Origin of the sequence: Bacillus sp. HY001 (assembly GCF_007558965.1) — a bacterium.
In the GTDB taxonomy this organism is placed as follows: domain Bacteria; phylum Bacillota; class Bacilli; order Bacillales; family Bacillaceae_G; genus Bacillus_A; species Bacillus_A mobilis.
Genome location: NZ_VLTE01000005.1, coordinates 414,950 through 435,087 on the forward strand (window position 1 = coordinate 414,950; position 20,138 = coordinate 435,087).

The following is a 20,138-nucleotide window of genomic DNA, read 5'->3' on the forward strand; positions in this document are numbered from 1 at the left end:
TACAAACATTCATTATACTAAAAATTTATCAAAAAAGCTATTTTCTCGCTTTTTGATTTTGTAAATATGCTACATAATATTTAGCAGCCTCTACAGGATCTGTTTTTTCCATCTGTTTTATCTTAAAGATGATTTCCGTCTTCTCAAGTTTTTCTTGATGACGTCTAAGCGTCTCCAAATGGCCTTGTAACACTTCTTCTGTGTATTCTGGATTAATAAATTCATCCGTCGAAATATCAGTGATAATATTTTTCAACTTCTCATCAGAGAGCCAACTTAAAAATGTTCCGACTGAAGGTTCATTTCCCTTTTCATAATATGCGTATAGTTCATATAAAATCCCTTTATGTTCTTCTGTGTGAAAATCTTCTATATGGGATTCCATACGAACAGCCACTTCTGGACTTTGCAACATATGGTAAATAATTTCTCTTTCTGCCCTTTCAAAACCTGTTAACTTCGGTTTTGTTTGAACAATTTGAGACGGCTTAGAAACCTGCTTTACTTGTTTTTGCTGTACCTTTTGTTCTTTGCGATATTGGTGCAATTGATTCAAAAGTGTTTCCATTGAATACGAAAATTCTTGCGATAATGACTTCAAATATGATTCTGCCTGCATCGCATCCTGTAGCAACGATAACTCTTTTAAAACACTTTTCACATATTCTTCTTTGCCAGACTCATCTTGCAAATTTTTCCCTAAACGCAAATAATTTATTTTAAAACCAACAAAACTTATACTTGATTTCACAAGATTTTCAAAAGCAGTTGTCCCATATTGTTGCACATATTCATCAGGGTCAAGCTTATCTGGCAAGGATATAACTTTCACTTGGCAACCGACTTTTAGCAATAATTGCCCTGCTTTCATCGTTGCTTCTCGCCCTGCTTTATCACCATCATAGCAAAGAACAACAGTTTCAACGTTACGTCGCAGAAGTTTTGCTTGTTCTTCAGTTAAAGCTGTTCCCATTGTCGCAACAGCTTCTTCCACACCACTTTTTACCGCAGCTAGTACGTCGGCATACCCTTCAAAAAGGGCCACTTGCCCACGTTTTCTAATAAACGGCCTCGCTTGGTGGAAGTTATACAACAATTTACTTTTATGAAAAATCGGTGTTTCAGGGCTATTTAAATATTTCGGAGTATCATCTCCTAGCGCCCTTCCACTAAACGCTATCACTTTACCTTGTAACGTATAGATTGGAAACATAACCCTTCCACGGAAGCGATCATAATGACTACCATCCTTCTCGCTTCTTATGAGAAGACCAGCTTGTTCCATACTAGACAGCGATAAGCCTCTTTTTTGTAAAATTTTCGTTGCTGCATCCCAAGCAGGTGACGCATAACCAATTTCAAACTTCTCAATCATCTCTTTCGTAATACCACGTTTTAACAAATACGAAAGTGCTTCATTTCCTTCTTCTGTATTTACTAATAAATGATGATAATACTTTTTCAAAAGTTCATGAGCCTGTTGCATGATGACAGTGTCATCAGATATGTCTTCTTGTTGTCCTTGCCCTGATGTATACTCTGCAACCGCAATTCCATTTCTTTCACCTAGCTTTTGAACAGCCTCGGTAAAAGCCAATCCTTCCATTTTCATTAGAAAGGAAAATACATTTCCACCTTCTCCACATCCGAAGCAATGAAAAATTTGCTTATCCGATGAAACAGAGAATGAAGGAGAATTCTCACCATGAAATGGACAAAGGCCGAAATAGTTACGTCCCTGTTTTCTAAGTTGAACGTATTCACCAATCACTTCTACAATATCCGATGACGTCCGAATCTGTTCAACAACTTCTTCGGGAATTCTGTTCCCCATAAATCCATCTCCGTGTCGTATTTTGTATTCGATATAAATTAAAAAATTCCTTTATAATTCGACAATATTTTTTCTAAACTTATTAGAAAGTGTTGTCGATCACGTTATCAAACGATTTTGCAGGCCCTTTTCTGCGTAATTTCGCAGATACATACCTACTATATAAAATTGTATCCATTTGCTCACCTGTTACAAATGTACCTCCTGGAGACAATACATATACACTTTTTTTTACAAGAAGACTAGCAAGCACCATATCCTATGTGATCACGAGATCTGTTTCTTTTGCATGTTGATACATATAAAAAATCAACTTTAGCTTATTCAGCATCTACATAGATCCAATTTCCCTTGCTACTTCCTTAAACGATGAGCATACGATGTGACAAACAAAATTTCGACATGAACTTTCGTTCCAACTTGCACAATTTTCAGCATTCACAGGATATGCATCTGCATCAACTAATACGATATTGATGTTTTGCATATTTCTGTATTCTACATCCCTTCTGCGAATCCTTCCATAATGTGCGTTTTCTTGTATAGATTTTGTCGATTTAACGTAATTACATGTCTTTTCGTAAATCCTATCCCTAGTTTATTCTGAAAAATTAAAGTCTAAACGTAAAATATAGGTTTTTATCACAATTTTTTATTATAATATATTTTCTTCAACTGCGCTACATATCCCTTTATTTTTTCATCTTCTATTTCAGGATAACGAAACCCTACCTTTAGCCTAATAAAAAGACAGAAGAATATAAGTATAACCACTCCGCTATAATCTATTACGAAATCAACAGGCATTGCTTTTTTCATGAGCGAAAAAAGCACATTCACCTTTGGTAAATGTGCTAAAACAATTTTTGGTTTTGCACTGCATTCACAATAATGTTAGCTGTTTCTTCAATCGCTTTATTCGATACATCAATTACTTGACAATCTATTTTACCGACTACATTCTCAAAGTGATCAATTTCTTCTTTAATACGATTAATATTGGCATATGTTGCACCGTCACTTAATCCAAGTGATTTCAATCGCTCTTTTCGAATATGATTCAACTTATCTGGCGTAATTTTCAAACCGAAGCATTTTTCTTTAGCCACTTGATATAACTCTTCAGGTGGATCTACTTCTGGTACGAGCGGTACATTGGCAACTTTCAAACGTTTGTTATGAGCTAAATATTGAGAAAGTGGTGTTTTTGATGTTCGCGAAATCCCAATCAACACGATATCTGCTTTTAAAATACCACGTGCGTCTCTACCATCATCATACTTTACAGCAAACTCAATCGCTTCAATCTTTTTAAAGTATTCTTCATCTAATCTACGAACAACACCCGGCTCATATCTTGGTACTTGCCCTGTAATTTCTTCAATTTGATCGATAAGAGGCCCGATAATATCATATGCCTCTACGCCTTCTTTCGCGGCCTCTGTCACTAAATACTGGCGCATGTCAGGCTTTACTAACGTGAAACAAATAAGCGCTTGATTGCTCTTAGCAATTGAAATCACTTCTTTTAATGTCCCTGTATCTTCTACATACGGTACACGTCTAATATCAGGAGCGAATGGGAATTGCCCCATCGCTGCTCGAACAACCAAATCAGCCGTTTCTCCAACAGAGTCAGATACGACATATACGATTTTATTATCCATTACATTACCTCACTTTAAACAAATTACACTTATTCGTTATTTACTAAGTTTACAAACGCACGTGTAATATTTGTTTTTGTAATTCGTCCAATCACTTCTAAACCTTGTTTCGTATCTTTTACAACTGGCATCGCATCAATCTGTCTTTCTATTAATTCCATCGCAATATCATATAAAGAATCTTCTCTACGACACATCGCAATGTTTGGCATCCTTGTCATGATAATATTAACCGGAAGAGAGGTTAAATCCTGCTTTCCTAGGCTAGCTCGTAATAAATCTTTACGAGATACAACGCCAACTAATAGAGTCGATTGATCTACAACGAATAATGTACCTACGTCCTCTAAAAACATCGTACAAATCGCATCGTATACTGATACATTTTTATCAATTACAGCCGGTCTAGATTGATAATCTTGTACTTTAATTTTCTTAACAGCTTCAGATAATAGCTGCCCCCCAGTTTTACCCGTATAAAAATAACCTACGCGTGGACGCGCTTCTAAATAACCAGCCATCGTTAAAATTGCTAAGTCTGGTCTTAGCGTTGCACGTGTTAATCCCAATTGCGCAGCAATTGACTCCCCTGTAATAGGACCGTGATCTTTTACAATCTGAATGATATGTTCTTGCCGTTTATTCAGCTCTATGATAATCACCACCTTCAGTGCACAACGAAAAAAGTTATACTATCTCTTAAATATTATATACTAAATATGCTATTTGAAAAAGATAGGATGTAAAAAGGACCGTATACGGCCCCAAATTATATTTGAAACTTATCAAGTTGTTCTAAGAAACGTCTTGATTTCAAATAAATCCCGCAATATTCATCATAATATGTATTTAATACTAAACGCATTTGTTTTTTTGTGCTATCCTTCACTGATACATTCCCAAGTCTATGTAAATCGAAGTGGTAGAAAAGACGTAATAATTTATGTACAGCTTCCCCCACTGGTATACGATACTGGTCTTGTTCAGCATGACGCGAGCACAGAAAACCGCCTTCTCGGACAGAGAAGGCGACAAAATCTGTTTCTTGATGACAAATCGCACATGTATCAAAATACGGGCGCATCCCTAATACCGGAAGCATTTTCGTTTGATAAATTAATGATAATACTTCTGAATCAACACCCTCACACATATAATGCAACGTTTGATATAACATTTCAAATAAATATGGATTATGTTTTTTATCTTCTGTTGCTTTATCAGTTAACTCAACAATAAATGATGCATAAGCAGTTAAAAATATATCCTCGCGAATTTCTTTCATAGTTGAAATAATCTCGCCTTGTTGTAAAGTTCCAAGTCCAGATCCCATTTGAATAAGAAAATTACCATGTGTCATAAGTTGCGAAACAGATGCTAACCGGCTTTTCGGTTTTTTCGCTCCTCTTGCCATTGCACTTACCTTACCCAATTCTCTTGAGAATATTGTAACAATCTTGTTCGTTTCTCCGTAATCTGTCGTACGGATAACGATGCCCTCAACTTTTTGAAACATGTTCGTCACCATCCAAGGTTTGAACAAAACGGGTCAAGAAATTGGAGAGTCTAGATGTGCTAGCTCCTCTTCATGTTGATCCATCTCATCGTTTACGTCTTTTTCCATTTCTTTCAAAAGCAAGTACGTTTCAATGCTTCCTGTTTTGGAGAAAAACTTCCAGGTAAAATCTAGCATAAGAATCCACCTTTCTCAATAAGCGTAGCCTATAAACCAATTTCCTTTGTTGTTATTAAATTGACCCATTTTGTCCATTTTCATGTGAGAAAAATTTTTCCTAATTTATCAAAACTCATAAAAACCAATAATCAGCGGATGAACAAAACATCCGCTGATTACAGCTTTACTCTATTTTAGTACTCGTCTTCGCGGAAACCAAGGTCACGAAGCTGAGACATTTTATTACGCCAATCTTTTTGCACTTTTACCCATACTTCTAAAAATACTTTAGAACCAAGTAATGCTTCAATATCAAAACGTGCTCGCTTACCAACTTCTTTTAACATCTTCCCTTGTTTCCCGATAATAATCCCTTTTTGCGATGGACGTTCCACAACAATCGTTGCATTGATATAAACTGCCCCGCCTTCGCGTTTTTGAATTGCATCGATAACAACAGCCACAGAATGCGGCACTTCTTCACGTGTTAAATGTAGTACTTTCTCACGAATAAGCTCTGAAATAATAAATCTCTCTGGATGATCCGTTACTTGATTATCTGGATAGTATTGTGGTCCTTCTGGTAAATACTTTTTAATTGTTCCAATTAAAGCGTCCACATTATTACCGTCTAATGCAGAAATTGGTACAATCTCTGCAAACTCATATAGTTTGCGGTATTGATCGATTAACTCTAATAATTGCTCTGGATGAAGTTGGTCGATTTTATTAATTACTAAAAATACTGGTTGTTTCGTTTCTTTTAATTTCTCAATGATAAATTCTTCACCACGACCAAATCCTTCAACTGCATTGACCATAAACAGAACAATATCAACTTCTTTTAATGTCGTTTGAGCCATCTTCACCATGAAGTCGCCTAATTTATGTTTAGGTTTATGTATTCCTGGTGTATCAATGAAAATTACTTGTGAATCATTTTCTGTATATACGCCTTGAATTTTATTACGAGTTGTTTGTGGCTTGTCACTCATAATGGCAATTTTCTGGCCGATAATACGATTTAAAAATGTAGATTTTCCAACATTCGGTCTGCCAATAATAGAGACAAAACCTGATTTATAACCTTTTCTATTCATGTAAATCCTCCGCTAAAAATGCTCCTGGCAACAATTCTCCGACTGTCGTCTCTTGAACGTCACCATGTAAATTTGATAGGTATACTTTCGTATCCTGTTTACATAATTCTACCATAACTTGGCGACATGCTCCACAAGGAGGTACCGGACGCTTTGTATCCGCCACAATTGCGATAGCTACAAACTCTTTATCTCCTTCAGAAACCGCCTTAAATAAAGCTGTTCTTTCTGCACAGTTACATAAGCCATATGATGCATTCTCAACATTACATCCACGATATACTTTTCCATCCTGTGTTAATAATGCTGCACCTACTTGAAATTTAGAATATGGTACGTACGCTTGTTTACGCGCTTCGATTGCTTCTTGAATTAATTGTTCACTATTCATGTTCCCGCATCCTTCCTGTCCACAGCTGTGAATAGATACACTCTCTGATTAAAGGCCTTTACGGCACTTCCAAAGCTTAATAAAAGCTTTGGAATGCAACTATACCACATACGGCAAAAAGATAATAGCACCAATTATAACGGCTATTATCGCAAACAATAAAACCGCTCCGGCTGCGACATCCTTTGCAATTTTCGCAAACGGATGTATATCAGTAGTCGCTAAATCTACTGTTTTTTCCACAGCCGTATTTACCATCTCTAAACTCATTACAATTCCTATTACAATAAGTAATACCATCCACTCTACTTTCGTAATATGGAAATAAAAGCCGCAGCATATAACAATGACTGCGGCTAAATAATGAATTTTCATATTTCGTTCATGACGAAGACAAAAGAATATACCTGCTATAGCATATCCAAAACTATTTATAAATTTTCCTTTTTTCATCGACCTAATCCAAATGCCTCTAAAATTTCTTTTTGTCTTCCAAACATTTCTTTTTCATCCTCTTCTGTCATGTGGTCATAACCAAGTAAATGTAAAAAGCCATGTAACGCTAAAAAGCCAAGTTCACGATCAAAAGAATGTCCATACTCTTCAGCTTGTTCTTTCGCTCTCGGAATAGAAATAATAAGGTCACCTAACATACGAGGCATCTCTGCACCTACAATTTCCATCTCTCCTTCTCCCATTTCTTCCATAGCAAAGGAAATGACATCAGTAGGCTGATCCTTATCTCGGTAATCACGATTAATCTCGCGAATGCGTTCATTATCTACAAATGTCACTGATAACTCCGCACCATCCTCTATTTTTTCCATTTGAGCTGCTTTTTCTAATATCTCACGAATTAAATTCACATATTCTTCTTTCACTTCTTCTGTTTCATCAATGAAATCAATTAATAAACTCATTCTTTCTCCTTCTCTTCCGGTAGTTCCGGATATGTAATACGCGAATGGAAAATACCATTTAACGTTTCACATAACGTTTTTCCAACGATTTGTAGTTCCTTAAACGTCAAATCACATTCACTAAATTGCCCATCTTGCAGGCGATCTTTAATAATACTTTGTACTAAATTATTTATTTGATCTGGCGTTGGGTGATTCATAGAACGTACCGCCGCCTCAACACTATCAGCAATACCAACAATTGCCGACTCTTTAGAAGTTGCTTTTGATCCCGGATAGCGGAACATCTCTTCTGTATATTTTTCTTTATCTTCTTTAATCGCCTTATAATAAAAATATTTAAGTAATGTTGTACCATGGTGTTGTCCAGCAATATCGATAATTTCTTGCGGAATATGGTATTCTTCGAGCATTCTGACTCCATCTGTTACATGAGCAATGATAATATCTTTACTCGTCACAGGATCTAATTTATCATGTGGATTTTCAATTCCCATCTGGTTTTCAATAAAGAATTGCGGTTGTACTGTTTTTCCTACATCATGATAATACGCCCCTACACGTGCTAATACACCATTTGCTCCAACCGCTTCACATGCTGCCTCAGAAAGATTCGCTACCATTACACTGTGGTGATATGTTCCTGGCGCTTCTAACAAAATTCTACGCAAAAGCGGATGATTCGGACTTGATAGTTCCATAAGCTTCATGCTTGATACAATCCCAAGTCCACTCTCTAAATATGGTAATATCCCCATCGCTAAAACGGATGAGATAATACCTGAAACGGAAGCCATCAATAATTGTGTTCCAATTTCAAGAGGTGAAAAATTCCCATTACGTAATAATAATAACGCCGCTAAGACGACTACATTTAAGATAGAAACGAGTATACCAGCTTGCAAAATCATCGTACGACGATTTTTTTCTCTTAAGAAAATGCTTACTGATAATGAACTTAATAGCACATAAATACCGACACTATAATTCAGTGTACTTGTTACTCCTTCATTAAACATAATACTTCCGCACACAGAAAAAATCATACTTGTTAAAAATACAAATCGATCGCCAATCATTAGTTTTACAAGTATTGTTCCCATCGCAACTGGGACAACATACGCAATTCCTGCATATTCAAGCTTTTGAAACAAACTAATAATTTTCATTAAAACAATCGTGATAGACAAAATTGTAATATACGCTAAAATGTACGGCCGGTCTTCTCTTTTGCGCTGTAAAAATACTTCAAACTGCTTATGCATAAAGTACAGTAACACACCAATGAGCACTGCTAATCCAACATAAGGCTGAAAACTATTACCTTTCTCTAATAAACCGACTAATTTCAATTGATTATACATATCACTTGAAATTGTTTCACCTTCTCTAACAATAACTTGTCCTTGAAGGATATAAACAGGTGGAACCAAGTCCTCTTCTGCTTTCTTCTTCTCTTTCGTTACAGCTGGATCATAAAAATAATTTGCTGTAATCGCATATGATCCTAGCGCATTCACAGCTTCCTTCAAGCCGCTATTCACATTGAGGCTTTTCATTTCATTAACAAATCGCTCTTTTGCTGCTATTTCTTCGGACATTTTAATATTTCCACCCATAATAACACTAACAGACGTTAAAGCCGCGTTTTTTGCTAATTCTAATTGATCTGGTTCTGCATTAATAAAGTATAATAAATTCTCATCCGATAATTCTTTTGTTAAATTAGATGGTAACTTCTTCTTCAACTTTTCTAATTTATTTGCATCGGTCATCTTTTTTTGCTCTTCAGGTCCAGCAGCTTTCATCTCTTGAATTACTTCATTTACCTTAGCAAAAACATCATTTACAATATCTACTCTATTTTGTTTATATTCACTTCTATATGTATATTGATCCCCGACTTTTTGAGCAGCCTCTTGTTTTTTTCTGTCCGTTATAACCTTATCTTCAATTTTAATAGGAGAATGAATTGTTTTTTTCGCAATAGAATACATATCAACATCTAATTGCTCTGGTTTTACATTATTCATAAGTGCAAAAAACAGCACTGCTCCTAACAAAACGTAAGAAATCCAACTTAGTTTTTTCGAATGTTGTAAATTACGAAACCACTTAGAAATTTCTTGAGCTCTTAACATGATTTCAATACCTTCTCCTCTCCAGAAATAAAGTGAAACTATTTATAGCTTTCATTTCTTCTAGCCAACGATACTTTTAGAGAACACTTTGATACACCAGTACCTATAGTTTATTTCTCTTATCTTTTATGATAGTAAAAAATATGCCGTTCGCCAACCTTAATACAAAAAGAAATGATCCTGACAAATAGGATCATTCCATTTTATCATATGCCTCAATAATACGTTGCACCAGCGGATGCCTCACAACGTCCGTTTGTTCTAATGTAATGAACGAAAGACCTGATACACCAGATAAAATGTTAGAAGCTAGCGAAAGCCCTGATTTTACCCCTTTTGGTAAGTCTACTTGTGAAGGGTCTCCCGTAATAACCATTTTAGAACTAAAACCTAATCTAGTTAAAAACATTTTTATTTGTGCACCCGTTGTATTTTGCGCTTCATCTAAAATAACAAATGAATCATCGAGCGTACGCCCTCTCATATAAGCTAGAGGCGCAATTTCAATTACACCTCGCTCCATCATACGCTGTGTATATTCTTGTCCAAGAATATCGTGCAACGCATCATACAATGGACGTAAATATGGATCTACTTTCTCTTTCAAATCACCTGGTAAAAACCCTAAACTTTCTCCAGCTTCTACAGCCGGTCTCGTTAAAATGATTTTCTTTACATACCCTTGCTTTAGAGCTCTTACAGCCATTACTACAGCTAAGTATGTTTTCCCAGTCCCAGCAGGTCCTATTCCAAATACAACATCATTCTTCTTCATTGCATGAATATATCTTCTTTGCCCCATTGTTTTTACACGAATGGATTTACCTTTTGCCGTTTTAAAGATTTCTTCTTCATATAACTCTTCAAATTGAGCAATTTTCCCTTGTTGTGCGAGCTGAATTGCATACGCAACATCTCTTTCTGCAATTGATACACCTTTTCGAATAACAACAAGTAATTGCTGTAAGATTTTTTCTACGAGTGTCACAGTTTCAACTGCTCCAGATGCATGAACAGTTTCACCTCTAGTTACGATCGATACATTCAGTTCCCGTTCAATTACTTTCAAATGAGCATCATTGACTCCAAAAAGAGCGATTGCTTCGTTAGTATTTTCCAATTGTTGGTTCATTTCTACTAATTGTTCTGCCATTACTCAGTCTCCTTGAATATCGGATTCGGATATTGGTTGTGGCTCTGCAATATTTTCGATCACAGTATAATGCAATGTGACTTTTAGTTGATCCGCCTCAACCTGTTTACTCAAAATCTTATCACTTACAATCATAGCATGTTCATCCAATTTTTTCTTTAGTTCTTTTTCAGCCATCTCTTTCGCTACTTTCATTGCCTGTTTTTCTGTATATTCCCGATTCGCTTCTTCCTCTTCTCGCACAATATCTTTTTCGTACGCGATTGGCAGTGTAAAACCAAATAGTTTCACATCGTGTTTTACACTTTCCGTACGAGAGCGTTTATACTTATCATGTTGAAATCCCCATATTTTTATTTTCGTACTCCCAAATGCAAGGTAATGCTCATTATATGCATTGCCAGTATATACTTGAAATTGCGTCTTTAGTGGCACATTCACCTCAGATGTGTACCACGTTTCTCCATATACAATACCTTGGGCCGAAACAATCGTCGGACTCTCCTCATTACCGTATATCCCTGATACGAGAAGCTGCCCTTTTTCGACATGGTCATTTTTCAAGACAACTGGTTTTCCTACTTCAACAAATGTTTTTGTCACAATTGCTTCTTTTTTTGCTACTAAATTTTGCGGCCTTTGTTCCTTTTCTTTTTTCGGCTCGTTTTTTTCAACAATTTTAAAATGGTACGTCGTTCCTCTTATTTCTAGTCCCGCCCAAGTAATCGCATTAATATTGTCTGTCAAGTGACGCTGTACATCTTCTACATTAGGCATCTGGAATTGTAATTTTCCTTTTTTAATACCCATTTTGTCCAATTCTTTCATCAATATATATTCTGTTTCAGGTTTCGCTCCTGTAATTTCAATTTTCCAAACCATATTAGATAATGCAATCATGCCAAAAAAGAAAATTAAAAAACCAATTAAGAATCCACTATTTTTAATTAAACGCTTATTCAAAAAAGGAAAACCGTAACGCCCAATAAAATATAGTTTACATTCATTTTTTCTATAAATTGGTTTTATTTTCTTCACATCTCGTAATAACATACAAAAAACTAACGTTTCATCAGCAATCTTCTTAACATCCCAAACTAATAATTTTCTACGCACACATTCGTTAACGAACCGTTCCGCTCCTCTACCTTCAATTCGCACTTTTACATATCCAAGCCACTTTATAAACCATTTATTTTTCATCTACTATCTCCACTACCTTTCCAAAAGTATACACACTACTTTTTTCGCTTTAATTAGCAAAATAGCTCGTACGAAAATGAAATAAAGAGTTCTACCACCCATAAATAGCGAGATAAAATCAATAGTAAGGTCGAATCACGAAAATAACGAAGAAAAACTTCACATATGGAAGTTTCCCTCACTCCTCTTTTTTTTCGTTTTCTAAAAACGTCACTTGCTCAATTATTCCTTCAAGTAAAAGTTCTTCTGGAAGGATTGTTTTAATAATAAAGGATTGCCCTTTAATTAATAATTGACCGTGCTTTAATAACAATCTTACTTCTTTATCTGAAAACACTAATAAACCTCGATGATTTTCTATATAGATATGCACTTGCCCGACAAGCGTGATCCGAGGTAGATCCATTAGCACATCCACTGGCAGGTCTATTTGCTTTGTTAACCAATTCTTCATTTGTTCTAATTTTTTCATCTCAAAAGACCCCCTCTCATCCCATATGTATGAAAAAAGAGCTTGTAATATCACGTCCAAACTGAAAAAAAGCATAAAAAAACGTCTCATACGAAATGAGACGTTTTTTTATGCTAATAGTTGGATAACCAACTTATTCACAAGTGATCCGTCTGTTTTACCTTTTACTTTCGGCATAACAGCAGTCATCACCTTACCCATATCTGCTTTAGATGTCGCACCAACTTCAGAAATAACTTGCTTAATTACATTCGCTAGTTCTTCTTCTGTTAATTGCTCCGGCAAATATGCGCTTAAAATCTGAATTTCACTTTGCAGTTTATTAACAAGGTCTTCACGACCAGCTTTTTTAAATTCAAGGAGGGAGTCCTTATACTGTTTTACTTCACGAGCTAAAACTGTTAGTTCCTCTTCTTCAGTAAGAGTATGTTGCAGTTTAATACCTTCATTTTGTAAAGCAGCCTTAACCATACGAATAACGGTTAATTTTTCTTTTTGTTTATTCTTCATCGCTTGTTTCATATCATCGTTTAAACGACCGAGAAGACTCATAACTTACACCCTCTCTTAGAATTTACGCTTTCTTGCCGCTTCAGATTTCTTCTTACGTTTTACACTTGGCTTTTCATAAAACTCGCGCTTTCTTGCTTCAGCAAGTGTACCAGTTTTAGAAACCGATCTTTTAAAACGGCGAAGTGCATCCTCCAAAGACTCGTTTTTACGAACGACTGTTTTTGACATTCTCTTTCCCTCCCTCCGAAACATCACACTTACATACTAATTTCAGCATGCAAAAAGAAACCCTTCTTCAGCATGTCTTTTACGATTATAATACATTTTATCACTTCAGGTCAACTATTTGGCAGAATAAAAGAAGAATAGATGCCCTTCCCTGTTCAAAAGCTATGTAGATAGCTATTATTCTTTCCCTCTGAAGACAACTATATTTTTATCTTTACACCTTTTTTAATACAAGAAAATATTAAATAACTACTCATTCGATGTACCTGCTTTTTCAGCACTTAAATTCTCCACAAAAAAGCATGCAAATCGTTTCCGTTTGCATGCCTTTTTATCCCGCTATTTACCAAGACAGTAAGGCAGTAAGACCCCCTCCTCAAAATTCAGCGAAAATAAAGAACTTAGGTGGGGGTCGGGCTGATAATCAGTGGGGGATGCCTCACTGATTAAAGTTTCAATTTATGCGCTTGCTGATTCTTTTTTTACATCATCTTCAAGAACACGAACAAATTGCGCTTCGTTATATGGATAACCGGCTTTCGTAATTTTCACTTTCACTAGTTTACCAATTAATTCTTCTGATCCTTCAAATACAATTTTCAAGTAGTTATCTGTATAACCTACATATAACCCTTCGCGGTCGCCCTCTTTAAATCGCTCTTCTGGAATGATTTCAAGTACTTCGCCTTCAAACTGTGACGCATACTCTTTTGCTAATTGATTAGATAGTTCAATTAAACGGTGAACACGATCGTTCTTCACATCTTCAGGAACTTGATCTTCCATACGCGCTGCAGGTGTTCCCGTACGTTTTGAGTAAGGGAATACGTGTAACTCAGAGAAGCGATTCTCTTTAATGAAATTGTATGTTTCCATGAATTCTTCTTCTGTTTCACCTGGGAAACCAACAATTACGTCCGATGTAATCGCAAGACCTGGTAACGCTTCTTTCAAACGATCTAAACGCTCTTGGAAAAATTCCATCGTATACTTACGACGCATACGTTTTAATACTGTATTAGATCCAGATTGCAACGGAATGTGTAAGTGACGTACAACTACTTCAGACTTATCTAACACTTCAATTACTTCATCTGAAATCTGACTCGCTTCAATAGAAGAAATACGAAGACGTTTTAATCCGCCTACTTCCGCTTCCATATCACGAAGTAATCCAGCTAAGTTATAATCTTTAATATCTTCACCGTACCCACCTGTATGAATACCTGTTAATACGATTTCTTTATAACCTGCATCTACTAATTGCTGCGCTTGTTTAATAACTTCTTTCCCATCACGAGAGCGCATTAAACCACGCGCCCAAGGAATAATACAGAATGTACAGAAGTTATTACAACCTTCTTGTATTTTTAAAGATGCACGTGTACGATCCGTGAAATAAGGTACATCCAGTTCTTCGTATACACGTGTCTTCATAATGTTGCGGACGGCATTAATTGGCTGACGCTCTTTGCGGAATTCTTCGATGTATCCTAACATCTTTTCGCGATCCTGTGTACCAACTACAATATCTACACCTGGAATCGCCATAATTTCCGCTGGAGATGTTTGTGCATAACATCCAGTTACACAAATAACCGCATCCGGGTTTTGGCGAACAGCACGTCTAATAACTTGACGGCTTTTCTTATCTCCCGTATTCGTTACTGTACACGTATTAATAACGTATACATCAGATTTCTTTTCATATTCAGTTCTTTCATATCCACCTTGTTTAAACAATTGCCAAATGGCTTCTGTTTCATAGTGGTTTACTTTACAACCTAACGTATGGAACGCAACAGTTGACATTGATCATCACCCCATCAATTCAAAATGATACGAAGCAGCACTTAACGCGTATAACGGCGCCGTTTCTGTTCTTAAAATTCTTGGTCCTAAACTACATGGTACAAATTTATGTTCACGAAGCGTTGTAATCTCTTCCTCAGCTAAACCGCCTTCTGGGCCAAATACAATCAATAGCTTTTGACCTGGTTTCATCGTCGTTAAAGCTTTCGCAAAGTTAGATTTCTCGCCTTGTTTTGCTTCCTCTTCGTAAGCAACAAGACAAACATCATACTCACCACTCATCGAAAGCAATTGTTTAAACGATGCCGGAGCATGCACTTCTGGAACTTCACTTCTATGTGATTGTTCCGCAGCTTCTTTCACAATTTTTCTTAAACGCTCAACTTTTTTATCAGCTTTTTTCGCATCCCATTTTACAATAGAGCGAGATGCTTGAAATGGTAAGAATGCAGCTGCCCCAAGCTCAGTTCCTTTTTGAAAAATTAACTCTAGCTTGTCTCCTTTCGGCAGTCCACTTGCAATCGTCACGAAAACAGGAAGTTCACTTGACGCCTCTACCCATTCTACAATAGCCGTATTAATAAATTCACTGGTAATTTCATCAATTGAACATACGGCTGTTTTTCCGTTTACACAGCAATAAATGTGATCACCAGCTGACATACGCATCACTCTTGCGATATGATGTACGTCATCACCTACAATGCGAATACTTGTCTCATTTACATATTTCTCTTCTACAAAATAACGTTGCATATAATCACCTTAGTAGAGTTTCGTTCCTTTCGTAAGTCAATACTTACGAAAAGAACGAAACGTTATCATTTTTCATATAACAAACGGCAAGTCCCTCACTTTATAGTGAGAGACTCCCCTTTTCATTATAGACTAAAATCTATATTACGCATTTCGTGCAATAATTGCTACCCAATCTTCCATTCGTAACACTTCTTCAATTGTAAATCCGGCTTTTTCTAGCGCTTCAGAAATTACTTTTTCCTTCGCAGCAATGATGCCCGATGTAATAAATAATCCGCCCGACTTCACAACTCTCGCTGCATCTTCAGGGAATAATAGAATAATTTCTGCTAATAAGTTAGCTACGATTAAATCAACAGGACCTTCAATGCCTTCTAAAAGACTATTTTGCCCAACAGACACGATATCATCTGTTTTATTTAAACGTACATTCATTTCTGCACTTTCCACTGCAACCGGATCTAAATCATACGCTTGAACAGAAGACGCACCTAATTTTGCTGCTGCAATACTAAGTACACCAGAACCTGTTCCTACATCAATGATCGTATCACCTGGCTGAACTGTTTTTTCTAAAGCACGAATACACATCGTTGTTGTCGGATGAGTTCCCGTTCCAAACGCCATACCTGGATCTAATTCAATAATTTTTTCTTCCGGAGAAGATGGTGTATATTCTTCCCACGTCGGCACAATTGTGAATGTATCAGAAATTTGTACTGGATGGTAATACTTTTTCCAAGCAGTAGCCCAATCTTCTTCATTGACTTCGTTAACGGTAATATTTCCAGTACCAATTTCGATGTCGTAAGATGGAAGCATATCAATAGATGATTTTACACCCGCAATCGTTTCCTGTAAAGAATCCGTTTGTGGGAAATATGCTTTTATTAATACACCTTCCGCCGGATATTCATCTGGGTTCAATGCATAAATTTCACCATATTGTTGCTCGCGCTCTTTCGTCAACTCCGCTGGATCCTCAATCGCAACTCCACTAGCACCAGCTTCATGTAAAATATGAGAGACAGCTTCTACTGCTTCTTCTGTTGTATGAATACTAACTTCTGACCATTTCACAATTTACCAACTCCATTTTTTATTTCCATTATTCCCCTTTGATAGCACGTTTAAGCTTTCCAAACAAACTATCATCCTGCTCTTCTTGTCCCGCAAATTCACGTAATAAATCTTTTTGATGTGAAGTTAATTTCGTCGGTACAACAACACGAACAACTACATATTGATCTCCTTGACCGTATCCACGTACGTTCGGAGCACCTTTTCCTTTTAAGCGGAATTCTGTTCCTGTTTGTGTTCCTGCTGGAATTTTCAGCTTCACTTTCCCATGAACAGTAGGAACTTCCACTTCAGCACCAAGTGCCATTTGCGCAAATGTTAATGGCATTTCGCAAATAATGTGATCTCCTTCACGCTCAAAGAATTCATGATTTCTCACATGAACAACTACATATAAATCCCCTGCTGGTCCGCCATTTACGCCCGCTTCACCTTTTCCGGATACACGAATTTGTTGACCATTATCGATACCCGCTGGAATTTTAACGTTGATTTTTTTACGTTTACGCACTTTACCAGAACCGTGGCATGTCGTACATTTTTCTTTAATCATTTGACCAGTTCCTGAACAGTGACTACAAGCTTGACGGTTTACGATACGACCAAATGGTGTATTTTGTTCTACACTTACTTGCCCTGAACCTGAACAATGTTTACATGTTTCTTTTGAAGTTCCTGGTTTCGCTCCGCTACCTTTACAAGTATCACATGGATCTTCAACTGGAATCTCGACATTTAATTCTTTACCAAAAATAGCTTCTTCAAACTCTAAAGTAACTTGATATTGTAAGTCAGCACCTTGACGCGGAGCATTTGGATCACGACGTCTACCGCCACCACCGCCGCCAAAGAACGAACTAAAGATATCTTCAAAACCGAAGCCACCGCCGAAGTCTCCTCCGCCGCCAAAGCCACCGAAACCTTGATTTGCACCAGCATGACCAAATTGATCATATTGCGCGCGCTTTTGATCGTCGCTTAATACTTCATATGCTTCTTGTACTTCTTTAAACTTTTCAATTGCATTTTCTTCTTTACTTACGTCTGGATGGTATTTTTTAGCCAAACGACGATACGCTTTTTTTATTTCATCTTTTGAAGCACCCTGGCTAAGTCCAAGGACCTCATAATAATCTCGTTTACTCATAAATTTACAACCCCCGAATCTTTCACATAAACGTAATTTTAACACCGAAAGAAAGTGCTTTGCAACAAAGTTTCCTCACTTACAGTATGCAAAGTAAAAAACTTAAGAACCTCACACTTTTCTTCTCATTCATGAAAAAAGCCAAAGCCAAGGCACGCTTGACTTTGACTTTTTGTCATCTTACTTATTTATATTACTTATCTTCTTTTACTTCTTCAAACTCAGCGTCTACTACATTGTCTTTCTTCGCGCCAGCATCTTGTGCTCCTTGTGCACCTTCTGCTTGCCCTGCAGCTGCTTGAGCTTGTTCGTATAATTTAACACTTAATTGTTGTACGATTTCTTGTAAAGCGTCTTTTTTCGCACGGATGTCCTCAAGCTCGTTCTTCTCGATCGCAGCTTGTAGTGCTTCTTTCGCTTCTGTTGCTTTTGCAACTTCAGCTGCATCCACTTTACCTTCTAAATCTTTTACAACTTTATCCGTTTGGAATACAAGTTGGTCCGCTTCGTTACGAAGTTCAACTTCTTCCTTACGTTTTTGGTCAGCGTCAGCATTTGCTTCTGCTTCTTGTACCATACGATCTACTTCTTCATCAGAAAGACCTGAAGAAGATTGGATTGTAATAGCTTGCTCTTTACTTGTTCCTAAGTCTTTTGCACGTACGTTAACAATACCGTTCGCATCAATATCGAATGTTACTTCGATTTGTGGAATACCACGTGGTGCTGGCGGAAGGTCTGTTAATTGGAAACGACCTAATGTTTTGTTGTCAGCTGACATTGGACGCTCACCTTGTAATACGTGAATGTCTACTGCCGGTTGGTTATCAGCAGCTGTTGAGAATACTTGTGACTTACTTGTTGGAATTGTAGTGTTACGCTCGATTAATTTCGTGAACACACCACCCATAGTTTCAATACCTAAAGAAAGTGGAGTTACGTCTAATAATAGTACGCCTTCTACATCACCAGTAAGTACGCCACCTTGAACTGCAGCACCTAATGCTACAACTTCATCAGGGTTTACACCTTTATATGGTTCTTTACCAGTTTCACGTTTAATAGCTTCTTGTACAGCTGGGATACGAGTAGATCCACCAACAAGGATAACTTTATCTAATTCACTTGGAGCAAAACCAGCGTCTTTTAATGCACGACGAGTTGGCTCTAACGTTCTTTCAACAAGACCCGCTGAAAGCTCTTCGAATTTCGCTCTTGTTAACGTTAATTCTAAGTGTAATGGACCAGCAGCTCCAGCACTAATGAACGGTAATGAAATTTGTGTTTGTGTTACGCCAGAAAGATCTTTTTTCGCCTTTTCAGCTGCATCTTTCAAACGTTGAAGCGCCATTTTATCTTGGCTTAAATCAATGTTATTTTCTTTTTTGAACTCAGCTACTAAGTGGTCAATAACAACTTGGTCAAAGTCATCTCCACCAAGACGGTTGTCACCAGCAGTTGAAATAACTTCGAATGTTCCGTCTGCTAACTCAAGGATAGATACGTCAAATGTACCGCCACCTAAGTCATATACTAAGATTTTTTGCTCTTCATCTTGTTTTTCTAAACCGTAAGCAAGTGCTGCTGCTGTTGGTTCGTTAATGATACGCTCAACTTCTAAACCAGCGATACGACCAGCATCTTTTGTTGCTTGACGTTCTGCATCGTTGAAGTATGCAGGTACTGTAATAACAGCTTTCGTAACTGTTTCACCTAAGTATGCTTCAGCAGAAGCTTTTAGGTTTTGTAAAATGATTGCAGAAATTTCTTGAGGTGTATAATCTTTACCTTCAACTTCTACTTTGTAGTCTGTACCCATATGACGTTTAACAGACATGATTGTATTTGGGTTTGTAATTGCTTGACGCTTTGCAACTTCCCCAACTTGACGCTCTTCATTTTTGAAAGCTACAACAGATGGTGTTGTACGGTTTCCTTCTGGATTTGGGATAACCTTTGGTTCTCCACCTTCCATAACAGCTACACAAGAGTTTGTTGTACCTAAGTCAATACCGATAATTTTACTCATGGCGAATCCTCCTA

General features: G+C 36.9%; 21 protein-coding genes. All 21 read right to left on the bottom strand.

The genetic code is table 11. The features are described from left to right. Positions 1-37 precede the first annotated feature (37 nt). Entirely contained in the window at positions 38-1,834 is a 1,797-nt protein-coding gene (gene dnaG / locus FOT98_RS04925; RefSeq protein WP_061677311.1) for a DNA primase, read from the bottom strand. An 82-nt stretch (positions 1,835-1,916) separates the two neighbouring features. Further along, positions 1,917-2,048, bottom strand: a complete 132-nt coding sequence (locus FOT98_RS32860) for a hypothetical protein (RefSeq protein ID WP_116758354.1) — start codon at positions 2,046-2,048, stop codon at positions 1,917-1,919. A 640-nt stretch (positions 2,049-2,688) separates the two neighbouring features. Further along, positions 2,689-3,501 (bottom strand): pyruvate, water dikinase regulatory protein, encoded by an 813-nt coding sequence (locus FOT98_RS04935; RefSeq protein ID WP_000368939.1) that lies wholly within the window; start codon positions 3,499-3,501, stop codon positions 2,689-2,691. Between the two features lie 29 nt (positions 3,502-3,530). Further along, complete coding sequence (gene ccpN, locus FOT98_RS04940; RefSeq protein WP_000583755.1) at positions 3,531-4,163, bottom strand: transcriptional regulator CcpN; 633 nt, start codon at positions 4,161-4,163, stop codon at positions 3,531-3,533. Between the two features lie 107 nt (positions 4,164-4,270). After that, complete coding sequence (recO, locus tag FOT98_RS04945) at positions 4,271-5,017, bottom strand: DNA repair protein RecO (RefSeq protein WP_000487012.1); 747 nt, start codon at positions 5,015-5,017, stop codon at positions 4,271-4,273. Between the two features lie 33 nt (positions 5,018-5,050). After that, positions 5,051-5,194 carry a YqzL family protein gene (locus tag FOT98_RS04950; protein ID WP_000883924.1) on the bottom strand — a complete coding sequence of 48 codons (144 nt, stop codon included), beginning with the start codon at positions 5,192-5,194 and terminating at the stop codon, positions 5,051-5,053. Positions 5,195-5,370: 176 nt separating this feature from the next. After that, positions 5,371-6,276: a GTPase Era gene (era, locus tag FOT98_RS04955; RefSeq protein WP_061677310.1), complete on the bottom strand. Its 906-nt coding sequence runs from the start codon at positions 6,274-6,276 to the stop codon at positions 5,371-5,373. After that, entirely contained in the window at positions 6,269-6,667 is a 399-nt protein-coding gene (locus FOT98_RS04960) for a cytidine deaminase (protein ID WP_063260793.1), read from the bottom strand. The genes era and FOT98_RS04960 overlap by 8 nt, the downstream gene beginning before the upstream one ends. A gap of 99 nt (positions 6,668-6,766) precedes the next feature. Next, entirely contained in the window at positions 6,767-7,120 is a 354-nt protein-coding gene (locus FOT98_RS04965; protein WP_063260792.1) for a diacylglycerol kinase family protein, read from the bottom strand. Further along, positions 7,117-7,587: an rRNA maturation RNase YbeY gene (gene ybeY, locus FOT98_RS04970; RefSeq protein ID WP_000054689.1), complete on the bottom strand. Its 471-nt coding sequence runs from the start codon at positions 7,585-7,587 to the stop codon at positions 7,117-7,119. The genes FOT98_RS04965 and ybeY overlap by 4 nt, the downstream gene beginning before the upstream one ends. Beyond that, positions 7,584-9,728 carry an HD family phosphohydrolase gene (locus FOT98_RS04975; RefSeq protein ID WP_000942638.1) on the bottom strand — a complete coding sequence of 715 codons (2,145 nt, stop codon included), beginning with the start codon at positions 9,726-9,728 and terminating at the stop codon, positions 7,584-7,586. Before FOT98_RS04975 ends, ybeY begins: the two co-directional genes overlap by 4 nt. A gap of 193 nt (positions 9,729-9,921) precedes the next feature. Further along, positions 9,922-10,881 (bottom strand): PhoH family protein, encoded by a 960-nt coding sequence (locus FOT98_RS04980; RefSeq protein ID WP_063260791.1) that lies wholly within the window; start codon positions 10,879-10,881, stop codon positions 9,922-9,924. A 3-nt stretch (positions 10,882-10,884) separates the two neighbouring features. Then, positions 10,885-12,084 carry a sporulation protein YqfD gene (yqfD, locus tag FOT98_RS04985; RefSeq protein WP_061677307.1) on the bottom strand — a complete coding sequence of 400 codons (1,200 nt, stop codon included), beginning with the start codon at positions 12,082-12,084 and terminating at the stop codon, positions 10,885-10,887. 178 nt (positions 12,085-12,262) lie between these two features. Then, the gene (yqfC, locus tag FOT98_RS04990) at positions 12,263-12,556 is read right to left on the bottom strand and encodes a sporulation protein YqfC (protein WP_000732264.1); all 294 of its coding nucleotides are present in this window, start codon (positions 12,554-12,556) and stop codon (positions 12,263-12,265) included. Positions 12,557-12,664: 108 nt separating this feature from the next. Then, positions 12,665-13,108, bottom strand: coding sequence for a GatB/YqeY domain-containing protein (locus FOT98_RS04995; RefSeq protein WP_000054579.1), 444 nt, complete (start codon positions 13,106-13,108; stop codon positions 12,665-12,667). A 15-nt stretch (positions 13,109-13,123) separates the two neighbouring features. Continuing rightward, a complete protein-coding gene (rpsU, locus tag FOT98_RS05000; RefSeq protein WP_000048061.1) occupies positions 13,124-13,297 on the bottom strand; it encodes a 30S ribosomal protein S21 in 174 nt (57 codons plus the stop codon). Between the two features lie 459 nt (positions 13,298-13,756). Next, entirely contained in the window at positions 13,757-15,109 is a 1,353-nt protein-coding gene (mtaB, locus tag FOT98_RS05010) for a tRNA (N(6)-L-threonylcarbamoyladenosine(37)-C(2))-methylthiotransferase MtaB (protein ID WP_063260790.1), read from the bottom strand. 6 nt (positions 15,110-15,115) lie between these two features. Further along, on the bottom strand, positions 15,116-15,865 hold the full coding sequence (locus FOT98_RS05015) for a 16S rRNA (uracil(1498)-N(3))-methyltransferase (protein WP_001190162.1): 750 nt from the start codon (positions 15,863-15,865) through the stop codon (positions 15,116-15,118). A 144-nt stretch (positions 15,866-16,009) separates the two neighbouring features. Then, on the bottom strand, positions 16,010-16,948 hold the full coding sequence (prmA, locus tag FOT98_RS05020) for a 50S ribosomal protein L11 methyltransferase (RefSeq protein ID WP_061677303.1): 939 nt from the start codon (positions 16,946-16,948) through the stop codon (positions 16,010-16,012). Between the two features lie 28 nt (positions 16,949-16,976). Then, positions 16,977-18,095, bottom strand: coding sequence for a chaperone protein DnaJ (gene dnaJ / locus FOT98_RS05025; RefSeq protein WP_063260789.1), 1,119 nt, complete (start codon positions 18,093-18,095; stop codon positions 16,977-16,979). 193 nt (positions 18,096-18,288) lie between these two features. After that, the gene (gene dnaK / locus FOT98_RS05030; RefSeq protein ID WP_063260788.1) at positions 18,289-20,124 is read right to left on the bottom strand and encodes a chaperone protein DnaK; all 1,836 of its coding nucleotides are present in this window, start codon (positions 20,122-20,124) and stop codon (positions 18,289-18,291) included. Positions 20,125-20,138 lie beyond the last annotated feature (14 nt).

Bases quoted from the DNA above. Each gene is read 5' to 3' on its own strand.
- FOT98_RS05015 (WP_001190162.1), bottom strand. From the start codon at position 15,865: ATGCAACGTTATTTTGTAGAAGAGAAATATGTAAATGAGACAAGTATT.
- FOT98_RS04960 (WP_063260793.1), bottom strand. From the start codon at position 6,667: ATGAATAGTGAACAATTAATTCAAGAAGCAATCGAAGCGCGTAAACAA.
- FOT98_RS04965 (WP_063260792.1), bottom strand. From the start codon at position 7,120: ATGAAAAAAGGAAAATTTATAAATAGTTTTGGATATGCTATAGCAGGT.
- era (WP_061677310.1), bottom strand. From the start codon at position 6,276: ATGAATAGAAAAGGTTATAAATCAGGTTTTGTCTCTATTATTGGCAGA.
- yqfD (WP_061677307.1), bottom strand. From the start codon at position 12,084: ATGAAAAATAAATGGTTTATAAAGTGGCTTGGATATGTAAAAGTGCGA.
- FOT98_RS04950 (WP_000883924.1), bottom strand. From the start codon at position 5,194: ATGCTAGATTTTACCTGGAAGTTTTTCTCCAAAACAGGAAGCATTGAA.
- recO (WP_000487012.1), bottom strand. From the start codon at position 5,017: ATGTTTCAAAAAGTTGAGGGCATCGTTATCCGTACGACAGATTACGGA.
- ybeY (WP_000054689.1), bottom strand. From the start codon at position 7,587: ATGAGTTTATTAATTGATTTCATTGATGAAACAGAAGAAGTGAAAGAA.
- dnaJ (WP_063260789.1), bottom strand. From the start codon at position 18,095: ATGAGTAAACGAGATTATTATGAGGTCCTTGGACTTAGCCAGGGTGCT.
- dnaG (WP_061677311.1), bottom strand. From the start codon at position 1,834: ATGGGGAACAGAATTCCCGAAGAAGTTGTTGAACAGATTCGGACGTCA.
- FOT98_RS04935 (WP_000368939.1), bottom strand. From the start codon at position 3,501: ATGGATAATAAAATCGTATATGTCGTATCTGACTCTGTTGGAGAAACG.
- dnaK (WP_063260788.1), bottom strand. From the start codon at position 20,124: ATGAGTAAAATTATCGGTATTGACTTAGGTACAACAAACTCTTGTGTA.
- rpsU (WP_000048061.1), bottom strand. From the start codon at position 13,297: ATGTCAAAAACAGTCGTTCGTAAAAACGAGTCTTTGGAGGATGCACTT.
- FOT98_RS04995 (WP_000054579.1), bottom strand. From the start codon at position 13,108: ATGAGTCTTCTCGGTCGTTTAAACGATGATATGAAACAAGCGATGAAG.
- yqfC (WP_000732264.1), bottom strand. From the start codon at position 12,556: ATGAAAAAATTAGAACAAATGAAGAATTGGTTAACAAAGCAAATAGAC.
- FOT98_RS04975 (WP_000942638.1), bottom strand. From the start codon at position 9,728: ATGTTAAGAGCTCAAGAAATTTCTAAGTGGTTTCGTAATTTACAACAT.
- mtaB (WP_063260790.1), bottom strand. From the start codon at position 15,109: ATGTCAACTGTTGCGTTCCATACGTTAGGTTGTAAAGTAAACCACTAT.
- FOT98_RS04980 (WP_063260791.1), bottom strand. From the start codon at position 10,881: ATGGCAGAACAATTAGTAGAAATGAACCAACAATTGGAAAATACTAAC.